Source organism: Anaerobacillus sp. ABA4_114 (assembly GCF_056159065.1).
Map to the genome: position 1 here is coordinate 461,608 of NZ_JBSWUM010000002.1, position 14,471 is coordinate 476,078.

Here is a 14,471-nt window from a genome sequence, read left to right on the forward strand (position 1 = left end):
AGTGATACTTACCTTATAGATATTAAGGGTGCTAACAGTATTCACATTAAGTGTTATGTTTTTTTATGAATAGAGAATAAAAAAATAAGAGACCTTCGTTTTAACAAGGGCTCTGAAATGACATTTGAATAAAGATGTATGCTTTTTAAGCTGGCGTTTGGGATCAGGAAGCGTAAGTGAAGGACCAATATAAAAACGAGGGCAGCACGAATGCCCCCTCGTTTTTTGTATTTTTAACGAGAGGGTATTAAGCCATTTGTTTTTTAAAGTTTATAAGAAACTCTTCAAGCTTGAAGTCTTTAGTGATAGAAGGAGCTGTTTCAACAGTAGGGAGTTGTTCAATTGTGGTTAACAACCAATTTCCAACTTCTAATGCAGATGTACCTTCTTCTAATCGCGTTACTGCTGTTTCTTCAAGTGTTATGTAATCCTTAGGATTCTTCTTGTTTCGTAATGCTGTGCGACGAACTGCTGATAATGCTGGAATTTGGTGAAGAACAGTTTCCACCTTATCTTCTCCGTGGATGTAATCATCAATAGAATAATTGGAGTCTGCAGAGTGATAAGATTTCAGATATGGTACTGCAGCTCTAAATAATTTACGAAGCGTTCTTTCGCTAAAGAAACTCATGCGATTCGAGAATTCATATAGACGATACTTCTCATTAGAACCCCTTTTATTAGGTGCAATCCAACCGTAGATCCCTTCAGTGTGTGCAAGGTTCTCGATTTTCGCCTGAAGTTTAGTACGACTTTCTTCTTTGATAAAGGAAACGATATCAGGGTGGAATTGCTTTTTAGATTTAACGAATGCTGCCAAGCGACGAACTACATACCTGGTAACAGTCTTCCCCTTATCTTTTAAAGCGTAAAGCATGTCGTGGAAGATGTTCTCTTTCTCAACAGTCATAAACTCTGTGATCCCTTGCTCATCCAAAAGATTATGTAAGAAAGTGGAGAAGCGCTTGTATTTGGATTTAGGTTGAATAGGGAAGTGATAATGCTTTCCAGACTCATGTTTTAATACATAGTTACTGTTCAATACAAAATCAGCACGATAGAATTTCTTACCGCGACGAACAATCATATCTACAGAGTTACTCTTACAACCTAGTAATGGTTGACCCTCCATCATAGGTAATGATGCTAAATCAACCAAAATGCGCTTCACATCGGAGGATTGTTGCTTATGTGTGATTTGTTTTAACCCACGATAAAGAACATGAGCGTGTTGCTCATTGTCAAATTTACGTGTAATTACTTTGCCTTTATCTTTACCAGTTTGGAGGGCAGCAAGAAGGAAGACCTTCCAATGGGATACAGTAAGATCAGTAAATGCTTTGGTGAATACAACAGGGTGTACAACGACAAAGCGAGCCTTATCCTCTTCGTTCTTTTTTATGTAATTCAACTGAATATCGAAACGACCATTTAAACGTTCATTCGAATAAGAGATTAAACCTTTCTTATTCAATTTAGTCATTGAATTGATAAAGTCCTGAAGCGTGATTGGATCTTCGAACCATTGAGATAGTTCTTCATAAATGTTAGACAGCATAACGTTCTTAATATTATGTGTAGTTGCGTGACATACCGTATGTAGAATGATGGCAGTGTAAATGTCCGATCTCGTCACATGGTTAAGCTGGCGTGTGCGAACATTGCCACTCTTCTTTGTAATGACGAACGTTTCTTTATTAGAAGAGTAATCTTGCTCAATATCGAAAAGAGCTTCCATAAACCCATGAAATAAAACGATGGGTGGAGTTTCTTCATTTCTTTGTAGTGATTTGCCATTGGAAAGTACAATCATCTTGGTTTCCCTCCTTTCTATCTTAGCTACGATCTTTGCAGTCGAATACTCTAAAAGTAGGTCGACTCTAGGATGAAAATATTATAACAAAGTCATTTCCTGTGCACGGGCGCTCTTTAAGGGAATTATGCACGCGTGCACGGGCGGTTCAGCCCAGTCATATCAAGGGGTTTGGGAGTTGGTGAAATTTCCGAATTAGAACGATAGCGTCATTTTTTTGCACGAAGTGTGCACATTTCAGACATGTGCAGGTTTAAGTGTGCAAACAAAAAAGGTCGTCTAAACCCCGTCAATACAACATTTAGCACGATTTTATGCCATTCAAATTGCAACCGAATTGGAATGATAACGTCATTTTTATACGTAAATGAATTGGAATGATAACGTCATTTTTATGATCTATGTGCATCTTATTGGAACGATAGCGTCATTTCTTTACGTGCATTGCACGACTCAATTGGAACGATAGCGTCATTTTCAACGTTATAAAATGCACACCAATTGGAATGATAACGTCATTTTGTATATGTACATTGCACACTATTAGGAAATGGTCAGGTCAGTCTTTCGTTTTACCTATTTGACATGGGGTCATCAGGAAAAACGTGCCATGACAGGATTTGTAAAGGTTATGCCATGCGTTCAACAGAGGGAAAAATCTAACTCACCATATATTATATGACTGTGCAGAAGTTCTTGAATTGGAATGATAGCGTCATTTTCAACGTTATAAAATGCACACCAATTGGAATGATAACGTCATTTTTGAGTGCATTTTGTGTGCAATGAACTGGAACGATAACGTCAAAAATTTTTTTTAATTGGAATGATAGCGTCATTTTTGATTTTAGTAATTGGAACGATAACGTCATTTTTTTAGAGAAATGTGAACAGTAGCGTGGTGTTACCTACGACATTTTTCTGAATATTAAAACATGTTTTATTTAAAAACATTAATTTTTAATATATTTATCTTCAATATTAAATTATCGCTTTTAGAAGAAAAGATTTGTTTTATATAAAGATACGATAAAAAAGCATAAATTTCAAAAACCACTAGATATGGAATATTTTATGTGTGCATGTGCACTTTTGGTGTGTGCATGTGCATTTTAGTGTGCACATGTGCATCGTGCACACAGGTAAATAATGTGTAAATTTGAATACTTAGTGTGCACACCGGACAGTTAAAGTGTGCACAATATGATAAAAAGCGTGCAAACTGGTACAGTGCACGCGTGCATTGCACACAAACCCTATGATATTATTTCATTAATAGAAGTCGTGCAAAATAGTAGAGGTTGAGAGTTTAGTTGGGAGTGAGCGTTATGGCGTACAATAAAATTACAGCTGATAGAATGATTCTGGACGCAGTAAAGCCCTTATATAAAGATCAGAGCGTAGTGTTAGATACATGGGAGACTTATGTGACGAAAAGAGAGTCAGATCCAAATGATGCGTCTGCAACAAGCAGTTCGTTTACGGCGCTATCATTATATGTTTATAACTACTTGAGTGAGCAGGATAGAAATATTGAAGAAGTAGAAGATGTTGTGCAAATGTACAGTGATCAGCTACTTAATGATATGGAACAATTCATAAAACAAGAATTTGAGAATGCACGTAAGATTGTGAAGAAAACTCGTAACACTGCAAGTCGTAATAAAGAGAAGGTGCAAGAGATAATGAGTAAGGAACATATGAAAGTAGGTTCTCATTACTTGCATTACCAAATATCAGACATTATCAGTAAAGATTCTTTCATTGAAGATAATGGCATTAAGAGGAAAGAAGTCAGAAGAGGTCGTAACAGCAAAGAGATTATGGCTGTAATAGAAGTAGGCGGGAAAAGACAAAGAGATGGAGATATGTCAGCTGATGAATTGACCGTATGGGATAAAGTAACAGCAAATGCGGTTTCTTCAATGAACGATTTAACAGCAGATATTTTTGATATCATTACAGTTCTATGGATGGAAACTACTACTCAAAAAGATGACTGGTTACATTTCCATTCGGATGATGCACTTAATATGAGAGGTCTAAAAGGAAGAACGAATGAAGATGGATATCAAGTTGGCTATAGGAAGCAAGATCGAGACCGCGTTATGGAAAGTATGGCAGCGTTAGGAGCTATTAACGTTGTGATGAATCCTCAAAGGATTGAGTCGGATGATATTGAAACGGTTGATTTGTATCCATTATTCGATATCGGCGTTAGAAGAGTTGCTTACCGGAAGGGAGAGCCGATCGGGATATATGAGTGTATGATAAAACCTGGAGCATTCATGGCAAATAACCTCTTTGGTGCAAAGCAAGTCACATCATACTTCGCAAAGAAAGCTTTGCATTACGATCCCGTTAGAAAGAAATATGAAAAGCGTTTAACCCGATACCTAAGTTGGCAGTGGAAGATAAGATTGACGAACTCTACTAAAAATGACCTTGAAAGACCGTTTAGTGTTGGAGGGGAAAAGGGTCTTCTAAAGGTTATGGGGTTAGATGAGAGCGAAATGTTCCAGAAAAACAAAGGGAAAATCAGAAAGCGGTTTGAAGCAGCACTAGATACGTTAGTAGAAGATAAGATCATAGAAAATTGGGAGTACAATGAACCACTTGATGAAGACGAATTTGGTGTTGGAAAGAAAGGTAGCTTCGAAAAATTATGGATGAAAGCCAAAGTAATTATTACTCCGACAGAAGAATTACTTCGTTTATACAATTTAGATGTAAAAGACCTAGAAGGTAAAAACAATGATAAGGGAAAGGGTTCTGTAGAAGAACTCCCAAGCCCAGAAGTAATTTCTGAACCTTCGGATATGATGAAAAAAGAGCCTGTGGACCAAGAAGAACAACTGACTCTACTAATTGAACCCGATACAGAGACGATTACGCCTGAAGTGGTTCGTCAGGTAAGAGAGGTAAAGGGAGTAAGTAGAGCTGAAGCTGCAAAAGAAATTGGTATTTCTCGAAGCGGATTGTCACGATTCGAAAATAAAGTGACTTCTAAGCCTAATAAAGAAAATTTAAGAAAGATTGTTGAATGGGTCAAGAAAAATTCTGAAGTACAAGAAGTCTAACCGGGGATATCCCGGTTTTTTTATTACAATTCTTACTAAATTTCGGATAATACATCAAACGACAAAATCAGCAAACGATTTGTTATATTCTATAAGGAAAATATAGGAATGTATCGGAGGTCGAGACTTATATGTCAGAAAAGCAAAAAATAGAATTGGATCCTGATTGGGTGAGGTTAATTGTCGAAGCAAGAGGAATGGGGATTACAATCGAAGAAATTCGACATTTCCTATCAAATCGATAAGAGAGAATTTTGTGTTTGCCCAATTGGTCGATATTTAGCATTGGTTGTTAGATTATTATAGAAAATACACACAAAATAGTAAAAATGATTATAGTGGAGGTGTTAAACAAAAAGGAGTGATGCTATGGATTTAAGAAATAAGGTTACCGTCATTACGGGAGGTGCTAGCGGGATAGGAAGAGCTACTGCAATTAAATTTGCAAAGGAAGGTGCAAAGGTTGTTGTAGCAGACTTTGACTCGAAAGGGGGCAAAGAGACTGTCGACTTGATCGTTAAAGAAGGTGGAGAAGCAAAGTTTAAGCAAACAGATGTCACCAACTTTAAAGAAGTCGAAGCTCTTGTTGAATTTGCCGTAAGCACGTATGGTTCGTTGGATTCCATGTTCAATAATGCTGGGATCGGTGTGAACAAGCCATTATTAGAGCATGGTCCAGAGGACTATCATAAGGTAGTAGACGTTAATCAGCATGGTGTTTACTACGGAATCCTTGCAGCTGCACGGAGAATGAAAGAGCTCGGGGTGAATGGTTCCATTATTAATACAGCTTCGGTGTTCTCTTACATGGCTTCTAATGGTGTAATAGGATACCATGCCGCTAAAGGGGCTGTTCAGATGATGACCAAATCAGCCGCTCTTGAATTAGCACCTTATGGGATTCGAGTAGTAGGTGTCGCTCCAGGGGGAGTTGAGACTAAGATTGTGGAAGGTTATAAAGAACTGGGAATGTGGGATTATCTGGCGAAGCAACAGCTTACTAAGAAGATGATTCAACCGGAACAGATCGCGAATGTCGTAGCCTTCCTTGCCTCTGACGAAGCTAGCGTGGTGAACGGTAGTATCGTTATGGCGGACGACGGATATGCTAGTTTTAAATCTCATGTGAAGTAACCTTTCTTAACTCTCTCTCTTTGTATAAGAATAGTATGGTTACAATTTGATATAGATTAATAATTTAAAGAGCAGATGGCTATCAAGCTGTCTGCTCTTTTGTATTTTATTATCGTTACCTCTCTAATCGCGTTCTACCCATACCATAACTATAGACATAACTTCCTTCTCCCGCTTGAAGATATCAATAGGGTGATGGAGGTTCTTATAAATTCAGCAAAAGTTGATATAAAATTCCCCAAAATTAAAATCTCAATCTAGAATTGTAAAAAACAAAGAGGTGGTCCAACGATGCTATTTAAGTTAGACACATTCCACGAACAAATCCAACCATTTCGAAAAACTAATGACAAGGGTGATTCAGACAGAGGCTTTGCTAAAGCATTGGATTATGTAATAAATCTCTATCCGACAAAAGAAGTCGATTTTGACTCTTTCAGTTTGGACGATGCCTACAGAGCTTTTGACGCTGTTACTGAAATCGTTCCTATGTATGCTGAAGAAGATGAGGATGAAACCTTTACTTTGAGTTCAAAGCACCCGTATGCAGTGATTCATACTATGCAGTGCGCAATAACGAAACTCTATCAAGTCGAAAAAAGTTACGAGCTTGAAGATGACTTCATTTAAGGAGGTTCAATAATGCAATTCGATATTTATAAAAGATCAAGCTATGAAACAACGACGTCAAATTTCATCATGCTTAAGTTATTTCATGATGAAGGGGTTGATGTGAAAGGTTTTGAGGACTTCATGGAAGATGTTCATTACGATAACGGAAATAGGTTTAGGATATTAGAAGAAGGTTGTAATAAGTTATTTGATTCTGCAAATATCTTTTCCTATCACGATGCTGAAGCCAATGAAGAGTATGATGCTATAGTCGGAGAAAAAAGTCACGAACATATCATTGTGCTTAAAGACGCTTCTTTTAAAAAATTAATCGAAAGCCGATATGAAGAGAGATTGCGTCAGCGTTTAAAGACTATAGGATTTCAATGGACTGAAGCTGTTGTGAAAATCCTACCATCAAGAGATGGTGTGGTATTTTGTATCGATGATTATGCTTGGGCGTTGCACGAATTGTGCCAAGAAGTTGTTGGTCTACGTAGGGATGTCTTCCGTTATTTATTAGAAATCGATCAAGGAGATGAAAAAGGAAATGAAGTATCAAATCACGATAACCGACGAGTTGCGTAGGATCAATCAATGCGTTGATGTAATTCAGAAAAACGGAGATATCACTATAGGAGAGTACCAAATGGAACTCCAGGAGCTTGTGGAAGCTCTAGCAACGTCTATTGAAATGGATAAAATGGTCGAAACGCCAATGTTACCTAGGAACTGTATTAAGTACATTTCAAATAAGTACGAGAAAAAGGAAGAAGTATTTATTGAAATTCCTAAATGTAATTGGACGATTGATTACTTCGGAGACAAGTACAATGCTGGGTTTCCGAGATTAATTGCAAAATACGTGGTACAGGATGAAAAAGTGCTAGAAATGCACCTTGTATCTGTAAAGGGTTCAAGAAGGATGACTGGCGATACTCCATTGTATAAGTTCCCATACTCTCACGTAGATACGTCAGGGAAGGTGTGTATGGGATTAAATGCATTTCCACCAATTAAAGATATTGGTCAATTGGAATCCCTTCATCAGCTGTTTTTCGGGTCCCCATTCACTAATGATCACGGGACCATGACCAACACTGGTAAACAACTAAGAACGCTGTTTGCTGAAATGAATGATAATGAATTTGATGATAGCTACTTAGTATCTATGGATAAAACATTCGATGAATTTTTTGGACTAAATACTGAAATTAACTAAACAGGAGGAATTACTAATGGATATTAAAAACCAAACAGATATTTTCGATATGGGGATCACTGATGAATACGCGGCTAAACGAAAAAGAGAAGAGGAAGCACGATTGAAAGAACAAGAGGAAAATCGCAAGAAATGGGAAGAGGCTAAAAAAGAAGCAACTAATGGTGCAAATAACGGCGATAAGAAGCCCGAACCTCAAACTTCTAAAGCCACAACAAACAAAAAAGATGAGTTTGAAGTGGATGACGAAACGGTAATTCGTTATCACGCTCAGGACATCCCGATTACAGATTACTTCAGCACAGAAGAAATCCGTGAGGGGTTGCCAAGGAAACGAAAAGATGAAGTGAAATTCGAAAAGATCAATGCTGAAGATGTTAGAAAAAGACTTGAGAAGGATTTTGCAGAGTTGATTAAGAACCTTTGCCAGGTCGTTTATAACAAGAAGAAAAATATGATTATCCCAGTACCAACAGCAGGAAAAAAAGGCGCAGACACTCATACCAAAAAGGAGTCTTCATCATATGATGAAGGCTTATCCTTTATACAAAAGAAGATTCCGTATACCATTCTTTCAGACTTTATTGTAATGGCTAAATATTATGGGGATACATATGGCACAGAATTGTGTGCAGATATTTATTATTCATCGACAAATGGAGAATTTATATTAGATATTCCTGAACAAAACGCAAGTAGGTATGAAGTAGAACGAACAGAAGATCCAGCAGTTACAGCTATGAAGATCGTAGAGGGTGATTTGGAGAAAATAATGGAGATTCATTCGCATCATTCAATGGCTGCGAACCCTTCCGCTCAAGATAATCGTACCGAAAGGGCGCCATATCTTTACGCCATCATCGGAAGGACAGATGAACTTTTTCCTCAAATTACGGTCCGCACGTTTGATTTAAAAAGCCAAGAACATATCCCGTTGAATCCTGCTGATGTATTTGAAAGCCCTTATAATTCGGTAACAAAGCAATATAATCTATCTGTAGTGGAGGTATCATAATGAGCCAACCAATCGATCTACTCAAAAGCAACACAACAATACTTAACAGAAAGAAACTCTATCCATATATCCTACAAATAGGGTGCGGTGGAACCGGAGGATATCTCGTTCAACAAATTGCTCAAATGCTTTCGATTTTTAATACGAAAGGGCATTACCTTATCGCAGATCCCGATGTAATTGAAACCAAGAACTTAAACAATCAGTTATTTATTGAAAAAGACATAGGAAAGAAAAAAGCAGATGTACTTGCAAGACGCTATAGAGGAAGTTACCAGGTAGATATATCGAGTTACTCAGACGATTTTATTGAAACAATTGAGAAACTAGATAGCTTGTTGAATATTGACTATCAAAGGATTGGGTATAGCCAAGATGTTACATTCCTGCCCATTTTGATTTCATGTGTCGATAACAATTACACTAGAAAACTATTTAACCAATACTTCGAGGAATTCGATGGAAACTTAATGTATATCGATGTTGGTAATCATGCAGCAACAGTTCCAGATGATTACCCTCAAAGAGATAAAGACGAATGGACAAAAGAGGAACTAGAAATTTACAATGAAAGCGGTTGGTCTGGTCAAGTTGTGACTGGACTAAAGCTGAAAGGGAAGAAAATACTCGAACCTGCAGCGACAATGTTTCCAGACATTATAGAAGATGAAGAAATAGCTCCTTCAAAGGTAGCTTGTTCTGATATAGTAGCTAGCGATCCTCAGAGGTTGCTAACAAATAGAATGGCTGCAATGGGTGTTAGTGTGTATTTGAACGAACTGTTAGAGAGCGGGACTGTTAGCAATCACACAACATTCTTCCATGCTAAAAAAGGATATATGCGTTCGAACCCTGTACCCGAAATCGAGAGCGATTCATTCTAATTGATAAAGGGTTAGATAATTAGATAACAGCACTATAAAGTTATGTTAAAATTTCTATGAGAGACAAACCAAAATGAATATAAGATAGAAGTACAACACAGGAGGGTTTGCGTCATGATCGGTAAAGAATTAGTCATTAGAGGGGAAATACTAAAAGATTGGTATACTGCTAAGAAAGAAATTAGACAGATCAGAACTGTAAAGAAAGAACGTTTCTCAATTTTAGATTCATTAGATGACATTAATGACAACCGCTACTACATCATAGTAGAGCAAGATAATACATACGTTGTCATCAAAGAAGTTGAATTTGCTAATGAGAAAGAAACAATATCTAGCTGGTTTGAGCTAGAAGCTAACTGACGGCAATAGCCTGATTAAGAAACTAGATAATTTAGGTATAAGACCATACGGTTTTGTACCTTTTTTATTTCTTCTACTGAAAAAGACCAGTAAACGATCGTTACTGGTCTAATATTACCTTTCTTATTTAGAAGATACTTCTTGCCAAGCCCATACATGATTACCAATCGGATAAACATGGATCTCTTCCCCATTAACATGAATAGTTTCGCCTTTGTATACTTCAGGTTCACCGTCAGCATCATCTTGAAATAGAATATGCATTTCGTCTTTATTCACTTCATGCCAAGAATCCGTCACATCCTGGGTTACATCGCGTGAAATCTTAATTGCGACGTCCTTAGTGAAATAGGGGCATTGATAGCCGTTCCAAAAACGGTCTGTGGTATAGCCTTCGTAGACTTCACCCTCTGGATCAATAGAAAAAAGTGTCTTGCGGAACATAGAATAACCTCCATATTATTTCGCTTTTTACACCTATAGTGTAGCACTGGATTCTAAAAGTAGAAAAAAACCATCCTATATACGGATGGTTCGTGGTCAAATCTGATAGTTAAAGAGCTTCGGGAATATCCACAATGTGATACTTTTTTCTTTTCTGCTTGCTTAACTTATTATAGACGCCTTCTGCTTCCTCGAACGAATTACCCTGATACCAAACATGGTAGGCACCGTCACCATCTCGGTCAATTCTTCCATAGTTCGCAACGACACGGTATAACGCGTTATCTTGTTGGATCGTTAGGTCATAGAATTTGAATTGGTTTTTTTCTTCATTGATACAATGCATATGAGTCCGCTCAATTGTCTCCCAATTTTCCATATCTTCACCCCTGTTATTTTGATAGAAACAGTATGGACAAAATTGGAAATAAGAATACAAGGGTGAAATAAAACTTCTACTGAATCGCTTGTCTTCCATAGATTTCAGAAAACTTTTCCTCAAAATTTGAGAAAAGATATTATAATTAATAAAACTAAAAGGAGAATTTCAATGGAAACTATACTAGCAACAAAAGAAGTACCTAAGAATGCAACAATACTTATTGTAGACCTGCAAGAGCAAATTTTTGATGAGATTATGGAAGGTCACGAAGCTGAAGAACGAGCAGTGGTTAAACAACGCTATGAAGAAAAGCTAGAAAAAATGAAAGAGAAGTTATTACGTCTAAAGGAAAATGGTCATCGTATCTATGCAACTGTAGATAAGGAAGGGATCTATGAAGGTTTCGAATCTGTACCAGACGTCTTCCTTCCGAGTTGGGAAGAGTCAAAAGACAAAAGAGCAGGAGTTTTGATTAACCCAGCTATACCGGAAGAATTAAAAGGAGAAGGTCCTGTATTGGTTTGCGGTCTATGGTTAGAGTTATGTGAGCTGGAAGTTACCAGAGGGCTTACTAAAGCTGGCATAGAATGTTATTTGTCTTTAGATGAAGATCTAAGTTTAAAAAATAGTATTATGTGGACTGATGACGACGTTATTACTGTAAAGGATATTTGCGAAGAGGAAAACGTCCAAATTGACATAGGAAGGGAAGAATTAATGAACGAGCTGATGGGATTGATGGAGAAATATCAGTTAAACCAACCATCATTTATCCAAGCAGCTATTCGAAAGCACCTATCTGATATTATTATTGATGAGGAAGAACGCGAGTTATCAAATGTGAATGTCGATGAAGAGACGTTGGAAAAGCTAGCATCTGAATTAGACGATATATCTTGGAAATTTTAGTGATAAAAGCCCCGACACTTTGTCGGAGCTTTTTTTAATTAATCGCTCAAGTACAGTGAAAAACCACCCTAAAGAGAGCGGTTCTTATAGTCTTATATCTTATATTTTTACTAACCGGAACAATCAAATTTATCGTAGTGGTCGATCAAGATTCAACCAAGTAATAGGACATTTCGATGTTCAACCAGAATCATAGTCTTCACATTTTTTGTCTTAGTCAGTCTATTTATCAGTGAGAATGCTAAGTCCTCAAGCTCATCTGATTCCCAATCTTCTTGTGGACCTTCTACATCTAGATAATTACGAAGTTGTTCGTTTTCATTAATATGATGTTCAGAAAGAGTTAAGAAATCTCCTGAATCGAGCTCTCTAATAGCAAAAGAGAAATAGTCGAAACCGAACTTCTCTATAATTTCTTCTTCGATGTCACGTCTAACATATAGTTTTGCAAAATTGTATTCTTGTACAGCATTGATCATATTAATCTCTCCTATTTTTTAAATTTTATTTTTTCTAGTACAGGTTGTCTAACGATGCTTCTTCTTCAGAAGTTAATTCGTGATAGGATCTGTTAGTTCGATACATATGGATAGCAGTAAACAAATTGTCGAACTCAAAATCTTCGATGTGGCTCAAGTAAAACCCTTCATTATGGTGAAGAGTATCGAAAGGTTTCATTTTTGTTGGATAGAAATTAAGAAATTGTTTCAGAACTTGTTCACCTTCCTTAATTGTAGCTAATGTACCAATTGCAGGTTCAGTGTTTAATTCGAAATATTTCATTTCGAGAGTTACGTTTTTGTCTGGCATAGCAGCAACCTCCTTGATTTTCTACATTGTAATACGGTGTATGGAAAACGGGAAATATAAATAAAAAATTGTAAAAGAGGTAAGAATTATTTAAAATAATATATAAATCACGTCAGTAATTTGATTGGGGAGAAATATGAGCAATAGAACGAGTGCCATAAACCAATGCGTTCAGGAATTAGAAGAAGTTTTGGTAGAGATTGACCAACTTAAAGAAGAAAGAGTTAGAAAGATGAAGCGCGGAGAACGATTTCTCTTAATCCTTAACAGTGCTGCCATATTATCTAATATCATTTCATTTTTAACTATGGCAACATCGGGTTTCTACGAGAATTTTTGGATTAGTGGATTGGGAATAGGTTTGTGTCTTTTAGCATTGACCATGTATTTTTTTAATATCAAGCAGAGAAAAAACTTGGTAAAATGGTTCGAAAGTGAGAGACAGAGAGTAGAACGTTCCATTAAGAACCTAAACAAAGGAAAGATATAAGTTCTGAGAATCTACCAATTAGGTAGGTTCTTTTATTTCGTTTAGAGATAATATTTTTCCCGCTAACTGGAAATCCACTGTACAATTGTAAAAATGAATTAGGAGTGAGTTAAATGACAGAATTAAAAGCAACGTTTGAACGATACACAGTTACGATTATTGTAGATATTAAGTTCCCTGACTATCGTAAGGAGATCCATTTAGGGTTTATTTCAAAAGAGAGACCTAGTCTCCAAGAGGTTTGGGAACACATGCAAGAAGAACTAAAGGTGAAAAACATCCTTGAAGGAAGTTATGATGCTGGCGGTCGAGAGGTTTGTGAACACCTTAAGGGGCTATTTACCAAGCACAATTGGAAAGAATACATTTCTCAAGGATACTTAATAATCAAGAAAGAATACAACATTAACGACGGTGATGTATCGCTCACTGCTGTACAAAAAGGTTCAGAAGAGGAAGGGTGTTTCTACACTCCTCAAATGTTTGATTTAGAAAAATTTCAACAGCGTTTCCAATGGTATGAGAAGAGGGGAGCTTCCCTCGTAAAATAAAGGGAAATTATACTAAGAAAAGACCTCAATTTGGATAAGAGGTCTTTTTTTGTGGCTCAATGGTTTGTATGTAAGTGCTCATCACTTTACTAGTAGTGTGATGTGCACTTACTATCACAGATATACATATGTTAAGTGAAAAAATTCTCCAAAACAGCGGACCAGGTATTATCATAGATAATAAGCGAAGGTATAGGAGGGGTAGGATGTTTAAGGATCAAATTGAACAAATCGTCCAAACACATCTAAAGAAGGAAGCAGATAAGTTAGGAATGACATTAGAAGAATATAATCGGTATGCTGCAGAAGAGGAAGAGAAGAAAAGGGCAGAGAGGGAAAGGTATGAGAATTCAGACCAATTTAAAGAAGAACAAAGGGTAGAAAAGGAAAGAGTTGAGCGGGAGAAGTACGAAGAGTTAGTCAGGTTATTTCAACTACCTGTTGACGAAACGATCAGAGCGACAAAAACGAATCTAAGAAAGGTCATAAAATGGGGATCATCACGATATAACCATTGGAAGAAGGAAGATGTAGTGCGGTCAGTCCTAGGTGAAGTTGAATCGAAAGCAAACGGAATTTCAGAATATCGTTATGGTGCATACTCAGAAAGAGCTCATACAAGTTACGCTCCGAAAAATTACAGTACGCAGTATCTCCTATGTATTTTGAATAACGAAGTGAGATTGATACATGGCTATGGTGAAGAAGGACAAAAAGTATACCAACTTAAGACAAAATGAGATAAAAGAGGCGTTTGACTAA

18 protein-coding genes are annotated in these 14,471 nt (G+C 36.9%); 13 read left to right on the forward strand and 5 right to left on the reverse strand.

All coding sequences use genetic code 11. From position 1 onward, the window contains the following. Nucleotides 1-247 precede the first annotated feature (247 nt). Nucleotides 248-1,813, reverse strand: coding sequence for a hypothetical protein (locus ACXAEY_RS24075; RefSeq protein WP_474815921.1), 1,566 nt, complete (start codon nt 1,811-1,813; stop codon nt 248-250). 1,328 nt (nt 1,814-3,141) lie between these two features. Here ACXAEY_RS24075 and ACXAEY_RS24080 point away from each other — a divergent pair. The 9 genes from ACXAEY_RS24080 to ACXAEY_RS24120 all read left to right on the forward strand — a co-directional run bounded on the left by ACXAEY_RS24080 (nt 3,142) and on the right by ACXAEY_RS24120 (nt 10,123). After that, nucleotides 3,142-4,893, forward strand: a complete 1,752-nt coding sequence (locus ACXAEY_RS24080) for a helix-turn-helix domain-containing protein (protein WP_474815922.1) — start codon at nt 3,142-3,144, stop codon at nt 4,891-4,893. A gap of 131 nt (nt 4,894-5,024) precedes the next feature. Beyond that, on the forward strand, nt 5,025-5,138 hold the full coding sequence (locus ACXAEY_RS24085) for an anti-repressor SinI family protein (protein WP_474815923.1): 114 nt from the start codon (nt 5,025-5,027) through the stop codon (nt 5,136-5,138). Between the two features lie 124 nt (nt 5,139-5,262). Next, nucleotides 5,263-6,027, forward strand: a complete 765-nt coding sequence (locus ACXAEY_RS24090) for an SDR family NAD(P)-dependent oxidoreductase (RefSeq protein ID WP_474815924.1) — start codon at nt 5,263-5,265, stop codon at nt 6,025-6,027. Between the two features lie 291 nt (nt 6,028-6,318). Next, nucleotides 6,319-6,657, forward strand: a complete 339-nt coding sequence (locus ACXAEY_RS24095; RefSeq protein ID WP_474815925.1) for a hypothetical protein — start codon at nt 6,319-6,321, stop codon at nt 6,655-6,657. Nucleotides 6,658-6,669: 12 nt separating this feature from the next. Further along, a complete protein-coding gene (locus ACXAEY_RS24100; protein ID WP_474815926.1) occupies nt 6,670-7,227 on the forward strand; it encodes a hypothetical protein in 558 nt (185 codons plus the stop codon). Beyond that, entirely contained in the window at nt 7,190-7,861 is a 672-nt protein-coding gene (locus tag ACXAEY_RS24105; protein WP_474815928.1) for a hypothetical protein, read from the forward strand. Before ACXAEY_RS24100 ends, ACXAEY_RS24105 begins: the two co-directional genes overlap by 38 nt. 16 nt (nt 7,862-7,877) lie before the next feature. Then, nucleotides 7,878-8,876, forward strand: a complete 999-nt coding sequence (locus ACXAEY_RS24110) for a Mov34/MPN/PAD-1 family protein (RefSeq protein WP_474815929.1) — start codon at nt 7,878-7,880, stop codon at nt 8,874-8,876. After that, nucleotides 8,876-9,760, forward strand: coding sequence for a ThiF family adenylyltransferase (locus ACXAEY_RS24115; RefSeq protein WP_474815930.1), 885 nt, complete (start codon nt 8,876-8,878; stop codon nt 9,758-9,760). The genes ACXAEY_RS24110 and ACXAEY_RS24115 overlap by 1 nt, the downstream gene beginning before the upstream one ends. 114 nt (nt 9,761-9,874) lie before the next feature. Continuing rightward, nucleotides 9,875-10,123, forward strand: coding sequence for a hypothetical protein (locus ACXAEY_RS24120; RefSeq protein WP_474815931.1), 249 nt, complete (start codon nt 9,875-9,877; stop codon nt 10,121-10,123). Between the two features lie 123 nt (nt 10,124-10,246). On the opposite strand, the gene ACXAEY_RS24125 is transcribed toward ACXAEY_RS24120, so the two are convergent. Continuing rightward, nucleotides 10,247-10,567 carry a hypothetical protein gene (locus ACXAEY_RS24125; protein ID WP_474815932.1) on the reverse strand — a complete coding sequence of 107 codons (321 nt, stop codon included), beginning with the start codon at nt 10,565-10,567 and terminating at the stop codon, nt 10,247-10,249. 109 nt (nt 10,568-10,676) lie between these two features. Further along, a complete protein-coding gene (locus ACXAEY_RS24130; protein WP_474815933.1) occupies nt 10,677-10,946 on the reverse strand; it encodes a WGR domain-containing protein in 270 nt (89 codons plus the stop codon). 171 nt (nt 10,947-11,117) lie between these two features. Here ACXAEY_RS24130 and ACXAEY_RS24135 point away from each other — a divergent pair, with 171 nt between their 5' ends. Then, nucleotides 11,118-11,858, forward strand: coding sequence for a hypothetical protein (locus tag ACXAEY_RS24135; RefSeq protein WP_474815934.1), 741 nt, complete (start codon nt 11,118-11,120; stop codon nt 11,856-11,858). A 152-nt stretch (nt 11,859-12,010) separates the two neighbouring features. On the opposite strand, the gene ACXAEY_RS24140 is transcribed toward ACXAEY_RS24135, so the two are convergent. Together ACXAEY_RS24140 and ACXAEY_RS24145 are read right to left on the reverse strand one after the other, a co-directional pair. Beyond that, the gene (locus ACXAEY_RS24140) at nt 12,011-12,337 is read right to left on the reverse strand and encodes a hypothetical protein (protein WP_474815936.1); all 327 of its coding nucleotides are present in this window, start codon (nt 12,335-12,337) and stop codon (nt 12,011-12,013) included. Between the two features lie 34 nt (nt 12,338-12,371). After that, a complete protein-coding gene (locus ACXAEY_RS24145; RefSeq protein WP_474815937.1) occupies nt 12,372-12,668 on the reverse strand; it encodes a hypothetical protein in 297 nt (98 codons plus the stop codon). Between the two features lie 136 nt (nt 12,669-12,804). Here ACXAEY_RS24145 and ACXAEY_RS24150 point away from each other — a divergent pair, with 136 nt between their 5' ends. The 3 genes from ACXAEY_RS24150 (at nt 12,805) to ACXAEY_RS24160 (ending at nt 14,449) form a co-directional block, all read left to right on the forward strand. Beyond that, nucleotides 12,805-13,158 carry a hypothetical protein gene (locus ACXAEY_RS24150; RefSeq protein WP_474815938.1) on the forward strand — a complete coding sequence of 118 codons (354 nt, stop codon included), beginning with the start codon at nt 12,805-12,807 and terminating at the stop codon, nt 13,156-13,158. A gap of 113 nt (nt 13,159-13,271) precedes the next feature. Further along, a complete protein-coding gene (locus ACXAEY_RS24155; RefSeq protein WP_474815939.1) occupies nt 13,272-13,709 on the forward strand; it encodes a hypothetical protein in 438 nt (145 codons plus the stop codon). 206 nt (nt 13,710-13,915) lie between these two features. Then, nucleotides 13,916-14,449 (forward strand): hypothetical protein, encoded by a 534-nt coding sequence (locus ACXAEY_RS24160; RefSeq protein WP_474815941.1) that lies wholly within the window; start codon nt 13,916-13,918, stop codon nt 14,447-14,449. Nucleotides 14,450-14,471: the final 22 nt, after the last annotated feature.

Excerpts from the sequence above, each read along its gene's own strand:
- ACXAEY_RS24075 (WP_474815921.1), bottom strand. The coding sequence starts at position 1,813 with ATGATTGTACTTTCCAATGGCAAATCACTACAAAGAAATGAAGAAACT.
- ACXAEY_RS24080 (WP_474815922.1), top strand. The coding sequence starts at position 3,142 with ATGGCGTACAATAAAATTACAGCTGATAGAATGATTCTGGACGCAGTA.
- ACXAEY_RS24085 (WP_474815923.1), top strand. The coding sequence starts at position 5,025 with ATGTCAGAAAAGCAAAAAATAGAATTGGATCCTGATTGGGTGAGGTTA.
- ACXAEY_RS24090 (WP_474815924.1), top strand. The coding sequence starts at position 5,263 with ATGGATTTAAGAAATAAGGTTACCGTCATTACGGGAGGTGCTAGCGGG.
- ACXAEY_RS24095 (WP_474815925.1), top strand. The coding sequence starts at position 6,319 with ATGCTATTTAAGTTAGACACATTCCACGAACAAATCCAACCATTTCGA.
- ACXAEY_RS24100 (WP_474815926.1), top strand. The coding sequence starts at position 6,670 with ATGCAATTCGATATTTATAAAAGATCAAGCTATGAAACAACGACGTCA.
- ACXAEY_RS24105 (WP_474815928.1), top strand. The coding sequence starts at position 7,190 with ATGAAGTATCAAATCACGATAACCGACGAGTTGCGTAGGATCAATCAA.
- ACXAEY_RS24110 (WP_474815929.1), top strand. The coding sequence starts at position 7,878 with ATGGATATTAAAAACCAAACAGATATTTTCGATATGGGGATCACTGAT.
- ACXAEY_RS24115 (WP_474815930.1), top strand. The coding sequence starts at position 8,876 with ATGAGCCAACCAATCGATCTACTCAAAAGCAACACAACAATACTTAAC.
- ACXAEY_RS24120 (WP_474815931.1), top strand. The coding sequence starts at position 9,875 with ATGATCGGTAAAGAATTAGTCATTAGAGGGGAAATACTAAAAGATTGG.
- ACXAEY_RS24125 (WP_474815932.1), bottom strand. The coding sequence starts at position 10,567 with ATGTTCCGCAAGACACTTTTTTCTATTGATCCAGAGGGTGAAGTCTAC.
- ACXAEY_RS24130 (WP_474815933.1), bottom strand. The coding sequence starts at position 10,946 with ATGGAAAATTGGGAGACAATTGAGCGGACTCATATGCATTGTATCAAT.
- ACXAEY_RS24135 (WP_474815934.1), top strand. The coding sequence starts at position 11,118 with ATGGAAACTATACTAGCAACAAAAGAAGTACCTAAGAATGCAACAATA.
- ACXAEY_RS24140 (WP_474815936.1), bottom strand. The coding sequence starts at position 12,337 with ATGATCAATGCTGTACAAGAATACAATTTTGCAAAACTATATGTTAGA.
- ACXAEY_RS24145 (WP_474815937.1), bottom strand. The coding sequence starts at position 12,668 with ATGCCAGACAAAAACGTAACTCTCGAAATGAAATATTTCGAATTAAAC.
- ACXAEY_RS24150 (WP_474815938.1), top strand. The coding sequence starts at position 12,805 with ATGAGCAATAGAACGAGTGCCATAAACCAATGCGTTCAGGAATTAGAA.
- ACXAEY_RS24155 (WP_474815939.1), top strand. The coding sequence starts at position 13,272 with ATGACAGAATTAAAAGCAACGTTTGAACGATACACAGTTACGATTATT.
- ACXAEY_RS24160 (WP_474815941.1), top strand. The coding sequence starts at position 13,916 with ATGTTTAAGGATCAAATTGAACAAATCGTCCAAACACATCTAAAGAAG.